The sequence below is a fragment of the Limnohabitans sp. Bal53 genome, assembly GCF_003063355.1.
In the GTDB taxonomy this organism is placed as follows: Bacteria; Pseudomonadota; Gammaproteobacteria; order Burkholderiales; family Burkholderiaceae_C; genus Limnohabitans_A.
The window spans coordinates 929,499-946,736 of the sequence record NZ_NESH01000001.1 but is presented as its reverse complement, the minus strand read 5'-3'; the positions used below and the strand labels follow the sequence as shown (position 1 = coordinate 946,736).

Here is a 17,238-nt window from a genome sequence, read left to right as displayed (position 1 = left end):
TTTGCGTTATCGCTTCTGACGCGAAAGTCCCTTTGTCATTTTTGCGCTTGCTGTGACAAGACTTTGCAAGCGCTGAAGTGGCATGTGTTTTGCGTGTTTTTGCGATCACCGGCTAGGGCCGGATAAAAGGGGAGAACAAAGACATGCTGATCAAACGCCAAGATTTGAGGGGTGCAATGTTGTGCTCATTGATGGTGCTGCTGCCTACGGCGCAAGCCTTTGAGCTACAGGGCGAAAAGACCCTCGTGGCCGAAACACGCGATGGCCAATACACCCGAATAGGCCGCGTCGAATTCACACCCGCTGAGAAAGGTCAAGCCAAAATCCGTGTACACATGGACCATGCCGTGATGCGCGACCACTTTTTATCGATGCGTGAGTTCAAATGTTTGGCCGCGGCATTGGAGGTGACATGCCATGTGCCATACCCCTACGCCAATCCGGCCACCGTGTCTCAGGACAATTGGCAGTGGTTGGACCACCACCTGTTGTTCCTCTACAAAAAACCAGCGGACTTTGGTGCCAAGCTGTGGAATGGGATCATTTTCCGTTGGCGCATGTCGCCCACCGGACTGGAGGGCTTGCCGCAGGCGGTGGACCTGAACCTCATCAGTGCCCCGCCGGACAAGCTCGACCTGCCGCCATATGGCCAAGCAGACAGCGAACCTTTTGCACCCGATGCCCGCTGGATCCGCAAGCTGCGCATCGAATAAGGTTTCGGATTTGATCTCTGGGTGTCCGTTCAGCGTATGCGCTCTGCCGTCAAAGTCCCGCCGATCAGGAAACCAGCCAGGACTTTTTCTTCGCGGGTGAATTTGACCAGGCCGTGGCCTTGGCAATACCACTCGTGGCTGGTCAGGGGCACGTCGGTGAAGCCGTTGACCGGGTCGGTGTAGAGGTTCAGAAAAGCCTCGCCCACCACATGCAGGCAGGGCTCCAAAACCTCGCCACTGCCCAGCTTGAGTTGCTCTTTGTCGGACACGATCCGCCAGGTCATGGTGGTTTTGTGGGTGTAGCGAAGATCCCGGGGGTACTCGTTTTTGCGCATCAACAAATATGGCACCGTGGTTGTGGTCCATTCGGTCCCGGTTTGGTAGGGGGCCTTGAGCACCCACATGGCAGCTGGGTCCGCTTGCGGTTCGCGGTCGATGTCGGTTTGGTGGGCAACACGGCGCACGCCTTGCTCATCCACTTGAAACAAATAGGCCACGCCCTGCGAATGGTGGCGCACAGCGTGGGTCTTGTCGCGCCAAAGAACGGGTTCGCGGGTGCGCAAGGTCCAGACTTCGTTATCTTTGCCTGCCTCTGTTTTGTAGCGCACCTCATAGTGCGTGACGTCGCCTGCGCGCAGAGGAAACCAATCCGGGCCTGCCTGGGGCGAGCAGGCACTGAGCAGTAAAGCGCACAGCGATGCGCCAGCCAAGGCAATGGGTTTCATGGTGGTCATTTCTCGGGCAATTGCGCACGGGGCAAGTCGCTGAGTTTGATCTGGACTTTGTCGTCGCTGCCCGGCCTCAGCCAAGGCAGTCCGCCTTGGCCCCGGCGCGGCTCGGTGGTGCCGATCTGGGTGTTGCCGTCACGTGCTTTTTTGATGCCGTCGCCCAAGATGCGGTGCAGGTCTTTTTCATAGGGCAAGCGGTGCACGCGGGGCAGATCCAGCGCTTCGTGGTCTTTGAGTTCATTGACCCAGATGTAAATGGCACCCGGATGCTGGCGAGCCGGGCTGGGTTCGTCAAACACGGCCGACAGCAGCACAAAACGGGGGGGCAGGGCATCGTCGGCCGGCCAGCCCGCGATGCCGCGCAAGACTTGGTTGTGCAACAGGAAAAAGGCACTGACGACAACGACCATCAGGGCCTTGACGAGCCAATGCCATCGTGTGGCCAAGCACAGGCACAAAAGCAAGAAGGCCAGCAGCGCGTAGGCGATGCCCAGCCAAAGCAGTTCGGTGGTGGTGGTCGGGATCATGATGAGGTGATTTAAAAAAGTTTCAGATGCCCGATCGCAGCACGATGGGCTTGGGCTGGGTGTTCACATCGAGCACCTGGCCACTGTCGTCGATAGAAAAACGCACCAAGGTACGTTCTTCGCCTTTGGCACCTATTTGCTGGGTGCCCGTGAACACGATTTGGGCTTGCGGGTTGATCTTGACCACGGTCACCGTGGCATCTACGGGCAACTGGTTGCGGCTTTCGTAGTAGTGCGCGTTGACCACGTATTCGCCGGCCACCAGACCACGGAGGGTCACGATTTCTTGGCGTGCCGCGCTGGTGATGGTTTTTCCGTTGACCACCACCGAGTTGTTTTTGTCGCCACGGTCATCGCGGTCCAGGTGCAGCATGCCCACATCGCGCTGGCGAAACCAGAGCACTTTGCCACCAGGCTCCATCACCCAGGTGTCCAGGTCGTTGGGGTTCTCATCCGGCCAAGATACGGTGATCATGAACTCGGCCTTGGCGGGTACATCGCCAGCCTTTTTGGCCAGGGGGTTGAAGGCGAGCAGTGCGATGACAAAACAAAAAACGAAGGCGATCAACATGTTGAACAACATGTCATAAAAAGGATCGGTTTCGGTGTCGCGTGTGCTGCGGCCGATGCTCATGCGTTGGCCTTACCCGGCGTCTCGCGCATGGCCTGGGTTTCACCGCGCAGCAGGATTTCAGCGACCAGGCCGTCGGCAAAGCGGTCGATGCGCATGAGTTGCAAACCGAGCAGGATGTTGGCTGCCAAGCCTGTGATGGTGGTCAACAAGGCGATGCCCAGACCACCCGTTAGACTTTTGAGCATCTGGGCCGATTGTTGGGAGTCAAACCCGTCCATGCGACCCAGTTCCAGGGCCAATACGGAAAAGCCGATCACCTTGCCCAGCAAGCCTAACTTAAGCTGGATGCCATTGAGCCACCAGGCCATCTCTTGGGGGCCGTGGGCCCGGTCACTCAAAACCTGTTGCAGCACACCTTTGTCGGTGGCGCTGTGGGTACGGGCAAGCAGGTAATCGCTCGCCCAACTGGCGCTGCCCGCCAGCGGGGTTTGGGCCGAGAGGTGCAAGGTCTGCCACTGCAAGCCCAGTTGCCAGCTGCGGGCTCCCGCCCAGAGCGAGCATCCGATGAACAGCAGCACGATCGCGATGGTCAAGCCTGTGGGGTCGGCTTGTACCAGTCGCAGCCACAGACCGTGTTGCGCCATGACGCTGGCAGCAAACACCAGCAAGCCCATGAAGGCCAGCCACAACAGGAACAGGCCTTGAGGGGATTGCTCCAGCGCCATGCTGGGCCGGGCGGCGCCGGGCAGACGCTTGACCAACAAGGCACCCCACATGCGCTGGTGCCAGCGGCTGACCGGATGGGTGAGTGAGTTCATGCTTGCGATCGTCTCCAGGAATGAGGGGCTGGCATGCCAAGTGCAGCATGTGCGAACATACCAGCCACCGTGTGCCAACCGTTTTCATTAGCAACATAAGTGCCACCTCTTTTGACCGTTTCTACCCTCCACCCAGCCAAGGTCAGGCCCATGACGGGACGAGGTGTTCCAGTTTGGAACAGTGCCGACGTTTGTGTTGTGACAAAGCGGACATGGCGACATGGGTTCAAGTGGGCTCTTTTGGGGCTGATGTGGGGGCTGACGGTACAGGCCCATCCGCTGCTTGGCATGCCAACAACACAAAAAGCACGTAATGCCTGTGCGCCCGATGAGGCGCTGGTGTTGCAACAAGTGCTGCCCGATGTGGCGGTGGTGCATGGGCGCTGGCCTGTGGCGCTGTCCTCGGCCGCAGACGCTGTGCATGCCGAGCCTTTGGCCACCACGGTTGTGTTGGGGCAGGGTGCAGAGCGCACCGTGGTTGACCCTGGGCCCAGCCACCATGTGGGTCAGGCGCTGCACAAGAGTTTGTGGTGTCAGCAAGGCGCACGCGTGACGGCATTGATCAACACCCATGCGCACGCCGAGCAGGTGCTCGCCAACAGCGCGATGGCGGTCCCGGTCTCGGCCTTGGCAGGCACAGCACTGGCCATGCAAAGGCGTTGCCCCCAGTGTTTGGCTTCGCTCACCCGTGAATTGGGTGAGGCCGCGATGCAAGGCACGCGCATTGTGTGGCCCCAAATCGTTTTGCATGAGGGGCAGTGGTTGCAAATCGGGGAGCGAGCGTGGCGTGTGCAGGAGATGCGCCAGGCGCACACGGAAAACGATTTGGTGCTGTGGTCGCCCCCCCAGGGCATGTCGGTGAAGGCCCAACGCCAAGGGGGTGTTGTTTTGGCTGGAGGTCTGGTGGATGGGCGTTGGCCCGTGCTCGCCCAAGGCAGTGTGCTGGGATGGTTGGCGGCGCTGGACCGTTTAAAGGCCATGCAGCCCGACTGGCTGATCGGGCAACACTTGGTGGCCGGGCCTCAGCAGGTGCAGCCTGCGCTGCAGCGTCAGTTCCACTACTTGTGCCGCATTTTGGGGCATGCATGGAGCCGACTGGAGCTGGGGCAGTCTGAGGCCGAAGGGGTGCAAGACTTGGTGCCGCCCTTAGACTGGCCTGCACCCGATGCGGGGCAGATGCAGGCTTGGCGACAACAGCACCTGTTCAACCAACGCCGCGCCTGGCGCGAGGCCGAGCAGCTTTGGTTGGACCAGCAAGACTGGCCGCGTGCCTGTGGTTCAGTCCCAGACGTCCGGCGGTAAATGGTCTTTTTTGCGGTAGATGGTGTTGCGTGAAACCCCCAGCAATTTGGCTGCCGCAGAAACGTTGCCACGACATTGCCGCAAGGCATCGGTCATGGTTTGCAGGGCGACATCCTGCAAGCGGGGCGCTCCCGCGCTGGTGGGTGCAGCCGCTGCCATCGGCTGTGGTGGTGCGGCTTGGGGGGGGCGGTGTGACCAGGGTGCTGTGACGCCCCCAGGCGCAGCAAGGGGTGATTCGGCCGCCACAGGGGGGTGTGCATCCACGGTGCTCAGGGGCATGACCAGCGCGGCTTCTTCACAAGGCAAGGGTTCGGGTTGCAGGCGCACGGGTGCTTGCTGCACCTCTTCCAAAAAGTCATCGGGCAAGTGTTCCATGCCAATGCCACCGCTGTGCCCGACCATGACCACCGCAGTGCGCAGCAGGTTGTGCAGTTGGCGAAAATTGCCAGGCCACCGGTACTGCAAGAACAAGGCCATCACTTCGTCGGAAATATGGATTTTATGATCTTCTTCGCACAGGTTGAACAGTATTTTGTTGGCCACAATTTCGAAATCTGAGCGTTCACGCAGCGCCGGCAGGCGCACCACCAGACCATTGAGGCGGTAATACAAGTCTTCGCGGAACTGGTTTTGGGCAATCAGGGTTTTGAGGTTCTTGTTGGTGGCGCAAATGAGCATCACGTCCACGTCGTATTCCTTGCCTGAACCCAAGGGGGTCACGCGCCGCTCTTGCAGCACGCGCAGCAAACGTGCCTGCAGCTGGGTGGGCATGTCGCCGATCTCGTCCAGAAACAGGGTGCCGCCATGCGCCATCTGGATTTTGCCGGGGGCACCTCGGCGTTTGGCCCCGGTAAAGGCCCCTTCTTCGTAGCCAAAGAGCTCTGACTCGATCAGGGTCTCGGGGATAGAGGCACAATTGATCGAAACAAAGGGCTGCCGTGCGCGTGCAGAGTCGTTGTGAATGGCCTGGGCCAAAATGTCCTTGCCTGTGCCGGTCTCGCCGAGGATCATGATCGGGATATCGCTGCCTTGCACGCGCTGCAGCTTGTGCAGGACGGCCGCGATTTGGGGGTCGCCCGTGTTCAGGTAGTGCAAGCTTGACAAGCTTGCCCGTCCAGCGGCAGCAGCAGTGGTAGCGCGGGTTGCAGGTGTCGGCTCGGGCGTCACGCTGGCGGGTTTATTGGGGTACGCCTTCGGCTGTGGCGACGGCGCGCTCGATGGCGCATGGTGCAGACCGCCAAACCAGGCACTGCTGGATTTGAGCCGCGCCTGGCAAAACACCGAAACCCCGTTGTGCATGCACAGACTGACAGGTTGCCCGGCCGAATGGCGCAGTCGGTCATGAAACTGCGACACCGGTAGGTTAAACAAGGAGGAGAAGGTGTGCGCCTTCATGGCGTTGACCGATAGTCCCAGTTGGAACTGGGCACTGCGGTTGGCCGACAAAAAGCGACCATCCAGGGTGAACACCACAATGCCTTCGACCAAAGTATTGAGGAACTCCGGGCGCGAATGGAAGTGGATGCGCATGGCGTCGGGGAACACATTCTCGAACATGTGGTTCTCGATCATTTGCGCCGACATACGCACCAGTGCCATAGTGTGCTGGTGGTAGCTGCGTTCGTCACCCGTCACATCCAGCGCCCCCATCACCTTGCCATAGGGGTCAAAAATGGGTGTGCAAGAGCAGGTCAGGAACTGGTTGGATTGAAGAAAATGGTCACGGCCATGGACCACCACGGGTTGGCCCTCGGTCAACGCTGTGCCGATTGCGTTGGTGCCTCGGCTTTGTTCGGACCACTCGACCCCGGGCATCAAGGCCACTTGGGTGGCTTTCTCCAAGAAGTCTGCATCGCCCAGTGAGTGAAGGATCAAGCCGTTGCTGGAGGTCAGAAGCACCATGCTGTGGGTGTTGGCGATCTGTTCGTATAGCGTCTCCATCACCGGGCTGGCGTGCTGATAAAGCATGTGGTTTTCAACACGCGCATGCTCAACACCGCGTTGGTTCAGCGGTGAAAAATCGGGTTTAACCCAGGAATCTAGTCCAAAAGACAGACTGCGTCCGTGGGACTCCCGGATCAGGTGGCGGTGTTGGTCACTGTTGAGCGCATAAATCCCGCTGTTGGGCGGGGTGCGTGTGTGCATGCTGAGCATGTTGTCTCCTGACAGGTCCGTCAAAGCCCAAATGTGGCTCTGCGGCGCGTCTATTTTTTGTGGATGGGCTGACTCATCCGAATCAGCGCCTAACTCATGTTCTGACGCGAAGCTTTCAGTTTGATTACGCACAACGACTCTTTACAGAAAAATGTACCTTTTGTGCGCACATGCAAAACATCGGCCAGGCCTGAATGTGTCAAATATGTCGTAATTGGGGTGGTGCGTACTAGGTGGTGTATCTTTTTGAAACATCTGGGCCCGAGTTGCAAAGACTTGACTTGGCCATGTGGCACATTGTCCGAATTTGCAACAGTGTGCTGTATGGCACGCTATTTGCCAGTACATCCGCATTGTTCAACCCCATGCGAGTTCATTACATGTCCACCACACGTTCCTCACTTCGCGCTTTGCGCACCACCTTCTTGTTCGGTAGCTTGGTCTTGGCCGGCTCCCATTTGTGGGCCCACGGCGATGTCACGCCCCAGGCCGTGGACACCCACACCCTGCCACAACTGGGTGCCAAATGGTTGCCTAGCAACCCTTACACCACAGGCCCAGCCGCCAAAGAAGCGCTTCGCATTGGCACCTCGGCCTACAACCAGAACTGCGCCCGCTGCCACGGACTGGAAGCCATCTCGGGCGGCATCGCCCCTGACCTGCGCAAAATGGACGCCGACTGCACAGGCATGGCCGATGAGGCCAAGAAAAACGCTTGCCTGGCCGAAATGGACGAGTATTACGTGGCCACCGTGCGCCGTGGCCGCACCCGTGACGGCCGTGTTTACATGCCCCCGTTTGAGAGCACCTTGAGCCAGGAAGCCATTTGGGCCATCCGCACTTACCTCGAAACCCGTCGCGAAAAATAAGCCACACTGAGCGCGCTCGGCCTCACATGCCAATAAAGGAGACTTCATGACCAAAGACTTGCCGCAGACGCCACATACAACCCCGTCCACACGCCGCCAATGGCTGCAAACCGCTTCTTGGGCATGTGCTGGCGCTGCCCTGGGCCTAGGGCATGCTGCCGTGCAAGCACAGGAGTTGTTTGATCTGGACAAAGTGCGCGCCAGTGGTGTGCTCAAGGTGGCCTTGTACAAAGACAATGCCCCCTATTCAGATGGCAAGGGTCAGGACATGGAGGGCGTCGATGTGGCGTTGGCGCAAGCCTTGGCCAGCGAGATGGGCTTGAAGCTCAGTTTGCTCCCCTTTGATGCGGGCGAAAAAATGAACGATGACCTGCGCAACATGGTTTGGCGTGGGCATTACTTGGGTTACGGGCCAGCTGACGTCATGCTGCATGTTCCCGTGGACAAATTTCTCATGGTGGCCAACAAGCAGGTGTTGATCTTTGCGCCTTATTCCCGCGAAGTGCTGACCGTTTTCCATGCGCTGGAGCGTTTGCCCACCGTTCAGTCGGGCCTGGACTTGCAGGATTTACCCTTGGCTGCCGAACGTGGCAGTGGTGCTGCCAGCACTTTGCTGGGTTTTGGGGGGGGGCGCCTGCGCTCGCAGGTCAAGATGTTCAACTCGGGCATCGATGCGGCTCACGCGGTGATCAAGGGCGAGGCCGTTGCAGCCTACGTTTCGCGGGCCCAGGCCGAAACGGCCTTGCGTGCAGCAGGGCGTCCAGCTGCCGGGTTTGGTTTGACACAACTGACGCTGCCTGGTCTGGCCGACAACGGTTGGCCCATCGGCATGGCTGTAAAGACAAGTCATAAGCAATTGGCGATGGCTTTGGAGACGGCCTTGAACAAAATTCGCGCCGATGGCCGTTTGCTGGCCATATACCGTGACAGGGGCATGACCCTTGTGGCACCGTGAATAACCCATTCGAACAACATAACCCATGAGCCTCTCACACCTATCCAGTTTGAACTCTACCCATCCCGCGCGGCTGGCTCCAGTGGCTTGGGCCATTGCCTTGATGTGTGCCGCTGGCGCTCAAGCGCAGTCGGTGCCCGCTTCTGCGGCTGAGGCCGATACCGACGCCGGGGCCTTGTCGCCCGTGGTGGTGGTATCTGCTCAGCGATCAAGTGGCGGGGTCTGGCGTGGTGCGGCCTCGGTCGATGTGGTGGGGGGTGATGAGCTGCGTGAGGGTCAAGCCCAAATCAACCTTTCTGAGGGTTTGGGACGCGTTCCGGGCCTTGTGATTCGTAACCGGCAAAACTACGCCCAAGATTTGCAAATTTCGGTGCGCGGCTACGGCGCTCGCGCCACCTTTGGTGTGCGCGGTGTGCGCCTGTTTGTGGACGGTATTCCGGCCAGCGCGCCTGATGGTTCTGGCCAGGCCGCGAACTTCCCGTTGGGCAGCGCCGACCGGATTGAAGTTGTGCGTGGGCCCATGGCTGCGCTCTATGGCGCATCGTCCGGCGGTGCTTTGCTGCTCTACACCGAAGACGGTCAGCAGCCCGCTCAGTGGCGCACGGGTGTGGTGGCAGGCTCTGACGGCTTGTGGCGCGCATCCACCCAGCTCACGGGCCAAACCGGCACAAAGCAGGCCCCGGGCTGGTCGTATGCGCTGGACGTGAGCGGCTTTGCCACCGATGGCACCCGCCCGCAGTCTGAGGCTGACCGCAATACGGCCAACATGAAACTCTCGCGCTCGCACGAAGGCGGGCGCACGGTGCTGGTGTTCAACCGGCACAGCAGCTCCGCGTTGGATCCGCAAGGCCTTGACCGCGCCGCATTTGACGACAACCCAGACCAAACCAATGCCGGGGCGCTGACCTTCAACACCCGCAAAACCGTCTCGCAAACTCAGCTGGGCTTGGCCTTTGAGCAAGCGCTCGGCAATGGTCACAAGCTGGAGCTGATGGGCTATGGCGGCCAGCGCCAGGTTGTGCAATTTCAGTCCATTCCGCCGGGCGCTCAAACGCCGCCACGCAGCTCGGGCGCGGTGATCGATCTCGACCGTGACTACTGGGGCTGGAACGCCCGCTGGCGCCACGAGGGTGAATGGCAGGGCGGTCGCCTCGCGCTCAGCGCGGGCTTGGCTTCTGACCACCAAAGTGACAAGCGCAAAGGCTACGAAAACTTCGTGGGCAGCACGCTGGGCGTGCAAGGCAAGTTGCGACGCGATGAGGTCAACCGCGCTCAAACGCTGGACCCTTATGTACAAGCCGAGTGGCGCACACAAGACCTGACGCTCATGGGCGGCGTGCGCCAGGCCCGCACCGAATACGAATCGAGCGACCGTTACATTGTGGGTGCCAACGGCGACGACAGTGGCAGCAAAAGTTTCAAAGGTACCTTGCCCGTGGTCGGTGTGCGTTGGCAGTGGAGCCCAACAGTGCAGGCTTTTGCCAGCATCGGCAAGGGTTATGAAATCCCCACACTGAATGAAGTAGCCTACCCAAGCGGTGGCGTTTCGGGCTTCAACACCGAACTCATCGCCGCCCGTAGCACCAGCGCCGAACTGGGCATGCGTGGTCGCGCAGACAAGCTGCGCTGGAGCGCGACCGCGTTTGACATCCGCACCGACGACGAGATCGTGGTGCAAAACAACACGGGCGGGCGCACCACTTTCCAGAACGCCGGACGCACTCTGCGCCAAGGTCTGGAGCTGGCGGGCGAGTGGCGCATAGGCGACCTCACCCTGACATCAGCCTACACCTGGATGGATGCAAATTACCGTGATGCCTTCAAGACCTGTGTTCAAACCCTTTGCCCCAACGTGAATCCGCAGGTGGAGGTGCCCGCAGGCAACCGCATGCCGGGCCTGCCCAAGCAGCAGCTGTTTGCGCAAGCAGCCTGGGACACGGGCTGGTTGGGCAGCCGGGTGACGCTGGAGGCGCGGCATGTGGGGAGCGTGATGGTCAATGACCTGAACACCGACGCAGCGGCCGCGCACACCGTGTTCAACCTGGGTGTGCAGTTCGAGCAAGAGCGTGGGGACTGGACGCTCAAGGAGTTCGTGCGGGTGGACAACCTCACCGATCGCCAGCATGTGGGCTCCGTCATCGTCAACGATGGCAACAAGCGTTTCTTTGAGCCGGGCCCGGGGCGCAAGTTGTTGCTGGGGTTGGAGGCGCAGCGCCGCTTTTGACGGACGGTCAGCACCCTCTCAGACAGGCCCTTCGGGGCCTGTTTCTTTGGGGGATGGGGCGTGCATGGCCTTACGATCGGGCATTGGCACCTATGAAATCATTTGCCGTACCAGTTTGGCGCAGTGTCACAGAGGGTTGAGACAGTGGCCTCGCATCAGGAGCCCAAGTTGCTTCAAGCTGGCGCAAAAAGTCGGTGGGCGAGCGTCATTTGGCATTGGCATGGTTGCTGCAAAAAGAAAGTACGTCCTGCAAGACGTTCATCACTTTTCTGGAGACACCATGATTTATGCAGCACCCGGCGCCGCTGACGCCAAAGTTCAATACAAAGCCCGCTATGACAACTTCATTGGCGGCAAGTTCGTGGCCCCGGTCAAAGGCCAATACTTCGATGTGATCACGCCCATCAGCGGCAAGGTCTATACGCAGGCCGCACGCTCGGATGCTGCCGACATCGAGTTGGCGCTGGACGCTGCCCATGCCGCATCGGACGCTTGGGGCAAGACATCGCCCACCGAGCGCGCCAACATCTTGCTCAAGATTGCCGACCGCATCGAAGCCAACCTGGAAATGTTGGCTTACGCCGAAACCGTGGACAACGGCAAAGCCATTCGCGAAACGCTCAACGCCGACATCCCACTGACGGTGGACCACTTCCGTTACTTCGCAGGCTGCGTGCGTGCACAAGAAGGCGCGCTGTCTGACATCGATGAAAACACCGTGGCTTACCACTACCACGAGCCGCTGGGTGTGGTGGGGCAAATCATCCCCTGGAACTTCCCGATCTTGATGGCCGCATGGAAACTCGCCCCTGCCCTGGGCGCAGGCAACTGCGTGGTGCTCAAGCCCGCCGAATCCACCCCCATCTCGATCTTGGTGTTGGTGGAATTGATTGCCGACCTGCTGCCACCAGGCGTGCTCAACATCGTGAATGGTTATGGCCGCGAAGCCGGTATGCCTTTGGCCACCAGCAAGCGCATCGCCAAGATCGCTTTCACCGGCTCCACCTCCACAGGCCGTGTGATCGCACAAGCCGCCGCCAACAACCTGATCCCCGCCACGCTGGAACTCGGCGGCAAGTCGCCCAACATCTTCTTTGCCGATGTGATGGACAAAGACGATGGCTTCCTGGACAAAGCCATCGAAGGCATGGTGCTGTTTGCCTTCAACCAGGGCGAGGTCTGCACCTGCCCATCGCGTGCCCTCATTCAAGAAAGCATCTACGACAAGTTCATGGAGCGTGTCTTGAAGCGTGTGGCCGCCATCAAGCACCAAAACCCACTCGACACCGACAGCATGATGGGTGCACAAGCGTCCAAAGAGCAGTTGACCAAAATCTTGTCTTACCTGGATTTGGGCAAGCAAGAAGGCGCTGAAGTCTTGGCCGGTGGCGAACAAGCCCACCTGGGCGGTGACTTGGAAGGCGGCTACTACGTGCAGCCCACCTTGTTCAAAGGCCACAACAAAATGCGCATCTTCCAAGAAGAGATCTTTGGCCCCGTGTTGGCCGTGACCACCTTCAAGGACGAAGCCGAAGCCCTGGAAATTGCCAACGACACCCTGTACGGTTTGGGCGCTGGCGTGTGGAGCCGCAACGGCAACGTGGCCTACCGAATGGGCCGTGCGATCAAGGCCGGTCGTGTGTGGACCAACTGCTACCACGCTTACCCCGCACACGCTGCGTTTGGTGGCTACAAAGAGTCCGGCATCGGCCGCGAAACCCACAAGGTCATGCTCGACCACTACCAGCAAACCAAGAACCTCTTGGTCAGCTACAGCGAGAGCAAGCTGGGCTTCTTCTGATCGATTGAATCGGTCATCCTCACAGGGGCGGCGCAATCCGCCCCTTTTTGTCTTGGCATGTCAGGAGATGAACATGGTTGAACGTGTGGTGGTCACGCCCGAAGCGCTGGCCTTGATCGATGAACTCAAAGCCCAATACGGCGAGCTGATGTTTCACCAAAGTGGCGGCTGCTGCGACAACAGCGCGGCCAATTGTTATTTGCCCACCGACCTGACGATTGGGCCTTACGACGTGTTGTTGGGCCATGTGGGCGGGGTGCCTTTTTACATCAGCAAATCGCAGTACGAGTATTGGAAGCACACCCAGCTGATCATCGATGTCATCGAAGGCTCGGGCGGCACCTTTTCGCTGGAAGGCAATACCGGCAAGGCCTTTCATACCCGCTCGCGCCTGTTCACCGACGAAGAGTGGGCTGCCATCGAGCCTCAGGTGCTGCGCGATCTGGCCTGATGACGGGGTGTGGGGGCAAACCCGCAATTGATGGCATTTTGTAAGGCTCGCATCAAGCCCGTCGACAAAAATACCCGGTTGGTCCTGGAGGCTGTATGTTGGAACGCTTGGTTTACCGCTCAAAAGCCACCCACAAATTGGGCAGCTTGCATTTGTTCAATTTGCTGGTGCAGTGTCGCAAACGCAACCTGAGCTTGGGCATCACGGGGCATTTGCTCTACACCGAGGAGATCTTTGTTCATTGCATCGAAGGCCCCTCTGGCTCGATCGATGCATTGTGGAAAAGCCTCCAGCGCGATGAGCGGCACCACAATTTAGAACTGTTGGCGCGAAGCCCGATCACCGATCGGCAGTTTGCAGATTGGGCCATGGCCTTTTCCTCTTATGCGCACTTCGATAAATACGACATTCCTGGTTTTTTTCCGGTGGATGCCCAAGGCATGTCCAGTGCGGCTGATCGTTGCACCCAGTGGGCAACCGAACAGGTCACAGACGAAAAAGCTGATACAGCCATGTGAAAAGACGGGCGCATTGACCGGGTGTGCCGACAGGTCTCAGCCTTCGATGCCATAATTCTTCACATGTTCAGTCTGCAATCCCTGCGCAACGCTAACCACCTCACCCGCCTCGTGCTGGTGTGGTTTGTGTTGTTTGTGGGGGCGGCCGTGGCTTCTCCGCTGGTCAACCCTGAGGGCGTGCAATTGGTGTGCACCTCAGCGGGCAGCGTCAAGTTGCTCCAGCTCGATGCCGACGGCGAGGAAGCGCAAGGCAGCCACAACGGCCTGCACTGCCCCTTGTGTTTGCCGGTGGCCGCGCCCCCGGTGGTGTCGGTTTCAGCGCCAGTCCATGCCGGGCTGTCTCATGCGCTGCTTCCCTCAGAGCAGGCCCGACTGGCCTCGCTCATCGGCCTGCCTTGGCAGGCCCGCGCTCCCCCCTCTTTTTCTTGATCACGGCAGCTGTTTGACGGCCAAGTGCGGCGTGCCCGCATGAGCCGCTCACCGTGCCCGTGACCGATGCGCTGGCTTTCAAGCGCCGCCACACCCCTTTCCTATCGTGTCTTTTTTTAACTGGAGTTCGCCATGAAACGCGTTGTTGTCTCTTTTGCCGTCCTGATGTCGGCCTTTGCCGCCCAAGCCCAAGTCACTGTCAAAGATGCTTGGGTGCGTGCCACCGTGGCGCAGCAAAAAGCCACGGGTGCTTTCATGCAGCTGCAGTCGGCGCAAGATGCCAAGTTGATCTCGGCCCAGTCGCCAGTGGCGGGTGTGGTTGAGGTGCATGAAATGAGCATGGACGGCGGTGTCATGAAAATGCGTGCGATCCCCAGTCTGGCCTTGCCTGCTGGCAAAGCGGTGGACCTCAAGCCCGGTGGCTACCACGTCATGCTGATGGACCTCAAAGGTCAGGTCAAAGACGGTGACACCGTGCCCGTGACGCTGGTGGTGGAAGGCAAAGACGGCAAGCGCCAGAACATCGAGATCAAAGCCTCAGCCCGCATGGCCGCCGCACCCGCCATGAAGCATGGCGACGGCAAGATGCACAAGCATTGAGCTGACGGCTTGTCCCTCGACTGACCCATCCATGACCTGGACTTCTGCCCAACTGCGCAGGCTCAGCCTGTGGCTGCTGTGCGCGATGCTGCTGGCGGCTTTGGCCCCCACGGTCTCGCGTGCGCGGGCCTGGAGCCAGGGCAGCGCCGTGCCATGGATGGCGGTGTGCACCACCGAGGGCACACCACAGACGGCGCTCAACGAACAGGGCAATGCACAGAGCGGCGAAGGTTCTGTACCGGGTGCGTCCATGCTCGACCATTGCGCCTTGTGCGTGTTGGCCAGTGACCGCATGGCGCCGCCGCCTACACCCTTGTCGTGGCAGGCATTGCCACAAGCGCCGCCTCTGTTGGCGCAGTTTGATCAACACATTCCTCAAGCCGTCCTGCACTGGACGGTCCACTCCCGCGCCCCGCCTGCCCACGCCTGAAGTCAGCCGTGGCAGGCTGGGCCCATGCCCGCCTGCTGTTTGCCGGGTGCCCGCTTTTCAGCGGGTGCTCTGGCCGTTTCAGTCAGGAGCAGCGTGTGCAATTTCTCAATCAAATTCCGGTGGGTGAACCCATCAGCGTGAGCCGTGGCCAAAGCTTGTTGGCCGCCGGCGGTGTCGGTCCCGTGTGGCGCGTGACCCAAGGTGTTTTCAAGCTGGAGCGCCATGGCCAAGACGGCCCAATTCTGGTGCAACTGGCCCAGGCCGGTGACCTGATCGGCGTGGAGTCGCTGTGTGCCGAGCCCTATGCCTTCACGGCTGTGGCCTTGGTGGCCGCACAAGCGGTGCCCCACCCGGTAAGCCAAGATCTGGACCGCTACACCACCATGACGCAGGGCTTCATGCAGCAGCAGCGGCAGACCTGCGACATGCACCTTTTGCGCACCGGCCCCATCGTGCAGCGACTGGCCTATTTGTTGACGGTGTTGGGCAAGCAGGCCGATGGCCGTGTGTTGACCGTTCAGCGCAAAGAACTGCCCACGCTCAAAGAAATGGCCCGCGTGGTCGACTCCACCTTCGAGACCGTGTGCCGCGAACTCAACACCTTGTTGCCCGAACGCAAGCAGCCTCGACTGCGTGTGCCCAGCGTGTGGGCGGTGGACCAGCCCTTTGCCATGGCGGCCTGAAAGGTCTGGTATGCAACAAGTGATTTTCAGGTTCTGGCAGAGCGCCCCAAAAACCGGCTTTGGCCTGGGCTTTGTGACGGGTGGCTTGTTCATGGGGCTGGTGGCCCTGGCGCTGTTGGGCATGGGCTCTGCCCACGCACACGACTTTCGCCAAGGCGATGTGGTCATCGACCACCCCTACGCCACGCCCAGCCTTGCAGGCACTACGACCGGCGCGGTGTATTTCAAGTCCATCCGCAACAAAGGCAAAACGCCTGACCGACTGCTGTCGGCCCGCACCGCTGTGGCTGCGCGGGTCGAAATCCACCACATGCAGATGGACGGCAACGTCATGCGCATGCGCCAAGTCCCTGCGCTGGAGCTGCCCGCGCAAACCGAAGTGTCCTTGCGGCACGGCGGCGCAGGCACGCACCACCTGATGCTGCTGGACGTGGCCAAACCCCTCCAAGACGGTGACCGCTTCGATCTGGAGCTGGTCTTTGAAAAAGCAGGCACCCGGCGTGTGAACGTTTGGGTGCAAACACCGCGTGCAGGTGCGCCTGCGCACAAGCATTGATTTTTGAAATGGAGAACACGATGAAAAATATTTTCACCCTGACGGCAGTGGCCTTGACCGTGAGCGCCTGCAGCACCTTGCCCAGCCCACCCACTTCCCAAGCTGTTGAGCTGAAATTTGCTGCCCAAATCAACGGCCAGCCCTTTGCCTGCGGCCAGCGTTACGAAGGCGTGGGCAGCACGCGCTCGACCATCACGCCCAGCGACTTTCGCATGTACGTGAGCGAGGTCAAGCTGGTGCGCCAAGACGGCAGCACCGTGCCCGTGCAGCTCGCACAAGACGGCGTGTGGCAACAGCAATCGGTGGCGCTGCTGGACTTTGAAAACGGCGCAGGCCCTTGCCGCAATGGCACAGAAGCCACCAACACCAGCGTGCGCGGCCAAGTGCCTGCGGGCGAGTACACCGGGGTGGAACTCACCGTGGGCGTGCCCTTTGCACAAAATCACCAAGACCCCACGGTCGCCCCCGCGCCGCTCAACTCCACAGCCATGTTCTGGAACTGGCAAGGCGGCTACAAGTTCATCAAGTTCGACACCGCCAGCAGTGGCATCAGCACAGACAAACCCGCAGCAGCCAACGCCATGGGCCCGGTCACGCGCTACTCGGTGCACCTGGGCAGCACGGCATGCGCGGGCGAGAGCAAAACCCAGGCCCCCAGCGCTTGCCAAAACCCCAACCGCATGACGGTGCGCTTCGATGGCTTTGACCTGCGCAAAAACACCGTGGTGGCCGACATGGGCGCGTTGCTGGCACAGGCCAATGTGGACGTGAACGCCAAAGGCACATCGCCCGGCTGCATGAGCTTCCCCAAAGACGGCGACTGCCCACCTGTGATGCAGGCGCTGGGCCTGGCCTATGACGGCGTGGCCGCTGCAGGCCCTCAACGCCTTTTGTCCAAGCGCTGAT

Annotated in this window: 19 protein-coding genes; 14 read left to right on the top strand and 5 right to left on the bottom strand. The window is 60.1% G+C overall.

From position 1 onward, the window contains the following. Positions 1-143 precede the first annotated feature (143 nt). Positions 144-713, top strand: coding sequence for a hypothetical protein (locus B9Z50_RS04580; protein ID WP_146183163.1), 570 nt, complete (start codon positions 144-146; stop codon positions 711-713). A gap of 29 nt (positions 714-742) precedes the next feature. Here B9Z50_RS04580 and B9Z50_RS04575 read toward each other — a convergent pair whose 3' ends face one another. From B9Z50_RS04575 to B9Z50_RS04560, 4 genes are read right to left on the bottom strand one after another with little or no spacing between them, the layout of a single operon-like run. After that, positions 743-1,438, bottom strand: a complete 696-nt coding sequence (locus B9Z50_RS04575) for a hypothetical protein (protein ID WP_146183162.1) — start codon at positions 1,436-1,438, stop codon at positions 743-745. Positions 1,439-1,443: 5 nt separating this feature from the next. Further along, a complete protein-coding gene (locus B9Z50_RS04570; RefSeq protein ID WP_233249752.1) occupies positions 1,444-1,968 on the bottom strand; it encodes a hypothetical protein in 525 nt (174 codons plus the stop codon). Between the two features lie 22 nt (positions 1,969-1,990). Continuing rightward, positions 1,991-2,602 carry a hypothetical protein gene (locus B9Z50_RS04565; RefSeq protein WP_108362404.1) on the bottom strand — a complete coding sequence of 204 codons (612 nt, stop codon included), beginning with the start codon at positions 2,600-2,602 and terminating at the stop codon, positions 1,991-1,993. Then, the gene (locus B9Z50_RS04560) at positions 2,599-3,360 is read right to left on the bottom strand and encodes a hypothetical protein (protein WP_233249751.1); all 762 of its coding nucleotides are present in this window, start codon (positions 3,358-3,360) and stop codon (positions 2,599-2,601) included. Before B9Z50_RS04560 ends, B9Z50_RS04565 begins: the two co-directional genes overlap by 4 nt. Before the next feature lie 288 nt (positions 3,361-3,648). Between B9Z50_RS04560 and B9Z50_RS04555 the strand changes: the two genes are divergently transcribed. After that, complete coding sequence (locus B9Z50_RS04555) at positions 3,649-4,662, top strand: hypothetical protein (protein ID WP_146183161.1); 1,014 nt, start codon at positions 3,649-3,651, stop codon at positions 4,660-4,662. Here B9Z50_RS04555 and B9Z50_RS04550 read toward each other — a convergent pair. Then, positions 4,639-6,816 carry a sigma-54-dependent Fis family transcriptional regulator gene (locus B9Z50_RS04550; RefSeq protein ID WP_370463054.1) on the bottom strand — a complete coding sequence of 726 codons (2,178 nt, stop codon included), beginning with the start codon at positions 6,814-6,816 and terminating at the stop codon, positions 4,639-4,641. The two genes, B9Z50_RS04555 and B9Z50_RS04550, sit on opposite strands and share 24 nt — an antisense overlap. A 380-nt stretch (positions 6,817-7,196) precedes the next feature. On the opposite strand from B9Z50_RS04550, the gene pedF reads away from it, so the two are divergent. From pedF to B9Z50_RS04490, 12 genes are all read left to right on the top strand, one after another. Beyond that, a complete protein-coding gene (pedF, locus tag B9Z50_RS04545; RefSeq protein WP_108362590.1) occupies positions 7,197-7,685 on the top strand; it encodes a cytochrome c-550 PedF in 489 nt (162 codons plus the stop codon). Between the two features lie 46 nt (positions 7,686-7,731). Next, positions 7,732-8,640 (top strand): ABC transporter substrate-binding protein, encoded by a 909-nt coding sequence (locus B9Z50_RS04540; RefSeq protein ID WP_108362402.1) that lies wholly within the window; start codon positions 7,732-7,734, stop codon positions 8,638-8,640. A 25-nt stretch (positions 8,641-8,665) separates the two neighbouring features. Then, the gene (locus B9Z50_RS04535; RefSeq protein WP_108362401.1) at positions 8,666-10,864 is read left to right on the top strand and encodes a TonB-dependent receptor domain-containing protein; all 2,199 of its coding nucleotides are present in this window, start codon (positions 8,666-8,668) and stop codon (positions 10,862-10,864) included. A 280-nt stretch (positions 10,865-11,144) separates the two neighbouring features. Beyond that, the gene (gene adh / locus B9Z50_RS04530; RefSeq protein WP_108362400.1) at positions 11,145-12,665 is read left to right on the top strand and encodes an aldehyde dehydrogenase; all 1,521 of its coding nucleotides are present in this window, start codon (positions 11,145-11,147) and stop codon (positions 12,663-12,665) included. Positions 12,666-12,738: 73 nt separating this feature from the next. Continuing rightward, complete coding sequence (locus B9Z50_RS04525) at positions 12,739-13,116, top strand: DUF779 domain-containing protein (protein WP_108312538.1); 378 nt, start codon at positions 12,739-12,741, stop codon at positions 13,114-13,116. 95 nt (positions 13,117-13,211) lie between these two features. Then, positions 13,212-13,634: a BLUF domain-containing protein gene (locus B9Z50_RS04520; protein WP_108362399.1), complete on the top strand. Its 423-nt coding sequence runs from the start codon at positions 13,212-13,214 to the stop codon at positions 13,632-13,634. A 63-nt stretch (positions 13,635-13,697) separates the two neighbouring features. Continuing rightward, positions 13,698-14,063, top strand: a complete 366-nt coding sequence (locus tag B9Z50_RS04515; RefSeq protein ID WP_108362398.1) for a DUF2946 family protein — start codon at positions 13,698-13,700, stop codon at positions 14,061-14,063. Between the two features lie 132 nt (positions 14,064-14,195). Continuing rightward, complete coding sequence (locus B9Z50_RS04510) at positions 14,196-14,663, top strand: copper chaperone PCu(A)C (protein WP_108362397.1); 468 nt, start codon at positions 14,196-14,198, stop codon at positions 14,661-14,663. 31 nt (positions 14,664-14,694) lie between these two features. Beyond that, on the top strand, positions 14,695-15,093 hold the full coding sequence (locus tag B9Z50_RS04505) for a DUF2946 family protein (RefSeq protein WP_158270630.1): 399 nt from the start codon (positions 14,695-14,697) through the stop codon (positions 15,091-15,093). 95 nt (positions 15,094-15,188) lie between these two features. Continuing rightward, entirely contained in the window at positions 15,189-15,776 is a 588-nt protein-coding gene (locus tag B9Z50_RS04500; protein ID WP_146183160.1) for a Crp/Fnr family transcriptional regulator, read from the top strand. 10 nt (positions 15,777-15,786) lie between these two features. Next, positions 15,787-16,332: a copper chaperone PCu(A)C gene (locus tag B9Z50_RS04495; protein ID WP_233249750.1), complete on the top strand. Its 546-nt coding sequence runs from the start codon at positions 15,787-15,789 to the stop codon at positions 16,330-16,332. 20 nt (positions 16,333-16,352) lie between these two features. Then, positions 16,353-17,237, top strand: a complete 885-nt coding sequence (locus B9Z50_RS04490; RefSeq protein ID WP_108362394.1) for an MbnP family copper-binding protein — start codon at positions 16,353-16,355, stop codon at positions 17,235-17,237. Position 17,238 lies beyond the last annotated feature (1 nt).

Excerpts from the sequence above, each read along its gene's own strand:
- B9Z50_RS04580 (WP_146183163.1), top strand. The coding sequence starts at position 144 with ATGCTGATCAAACGCCAAGATTTGAGGGGTGCAATGTTGTGCTCATTG.
- B9Z50_RS04575 (WP_146183162.1), bottom strand. The coding sequence starts at position 1,438 with ATGAAACCCATTGCCTTGGCTGGCGCATCGCTGTGCGCTTTACTGCTC.
- B9Z50_RS04570 (WP_233249752.1), bottom strand. The coding sequence starts at position 1,968 with ATGATCCCGACCACCACCACCGAACTGCTTTGGCTGGGCATCGCCTAC.
- B9Z50_RS04565 (WP_108362404.1), bottom strand. The coding sequence starts at position 2,602 with ATGAGCATCGGCCGCAGCACACGCGACACCGAAACCGATCCTTTTTAT.
- B9Z50_RS04560 (WP_233249751.1), bottom strand. The coding sequence starts at position 3,360 with ATGAACTCACTCACCCATCCGGTCAGCCGCTGGCACCAGCGCATGTGG.
- B9Z50_RS04555 (WP_146183161.1), top strand. The coding sequence starts at position 3,649 with ATGCCAACAACACAAAAAGCACGTAATGCCTGTGCGCCCGATGAGGCG.
- B9Z50_RS04550 (WP_370463054.1), bottom strand. The coding sequence starts at position 6,816 with ATGCTCAGCATGCACACACGCACCCCGCCCAACAGCGGGATTTATGCG.
- pedF (WP_108362590.1), top strand. The coding sequence starts at position 7,197 with ATGTCCACCACACGTTCCTCACTTCGCGCTTTGCGCACCACCTTCTTG.
- B9Z50_RS04540 (WP_108362402.1), top strand. The coding sequence starts at position 7,732 with ATGACCAAAGACTTGCCGCAGACGCCACATACAACCCCGTCCACACGC.
- B9Z50_RS04535 (WP_108362401.1), top strand. The coding sequence starts at position 8,666 with ATGAGCCTCTCACACCTATCCAGTTTGAACTCTACCCATCCCGCGCGG.
- adh (WP_108362400.1), top strand. The coding sequence starts at position 11,145 with ATGATTTATGCAGCACCCGGCGCCGCTGACGCCAAAGTTCAATACAAA.
- B9Z50_RS04525 (WP_108312538.1), top strand. The coding sequence starts at position 12,739 with ATGGTTGAACGTGTGGTGGTCACGCCCGAAGCGCTGGCCTTGATCGAT.
- B9Z50_RS04520 (WP_108362399.1), top strand. The coding sequence starts at position 13,212 with ATGTTGGAACGCTTGGTTTACCGCTCAAAAGCCACCCACAAATTGGGC.
- B9Z50_RS04515 (WP_108362398.1), top strand. The coding sequence starts at position 13,698 with ATGTTCAGTCTGCAATCCCTGCGCAACGCTAACCACCTCACCCGCCTC.
- B9Z50_RS04510 (WP_108362397.1), top strand. The coding sequence starts at position 14,196 with ATGAAACGCGTTGTTGTCTCTTTTGCCGTCCTGATGTCGGCCTTTGCC.
- B9Z50_RS04505 (WP_158270630.1), top strand. The coding sequence starts at position 14,695 with ATGACCTGGACTTCTGCCCAACTGCGCAGGCTCAGCCTGTGGCTGCTG.
- B9Z50_RS04495 (WP_233249750.1), top strand. The coding sequence starts at position 15,787 with ATGCAACAAGTGATTTTCAGGTTCTGGCAGAGCGCCCCAAAAACCGGC.
- B9Z50_RS04490 (WP_108362394.1), top strand. The coding sequence starts at position 16,353 with ATGAAAAATATTTTCACCCTGACGGCAGTGGCCTTGACCGTGAGCGCC.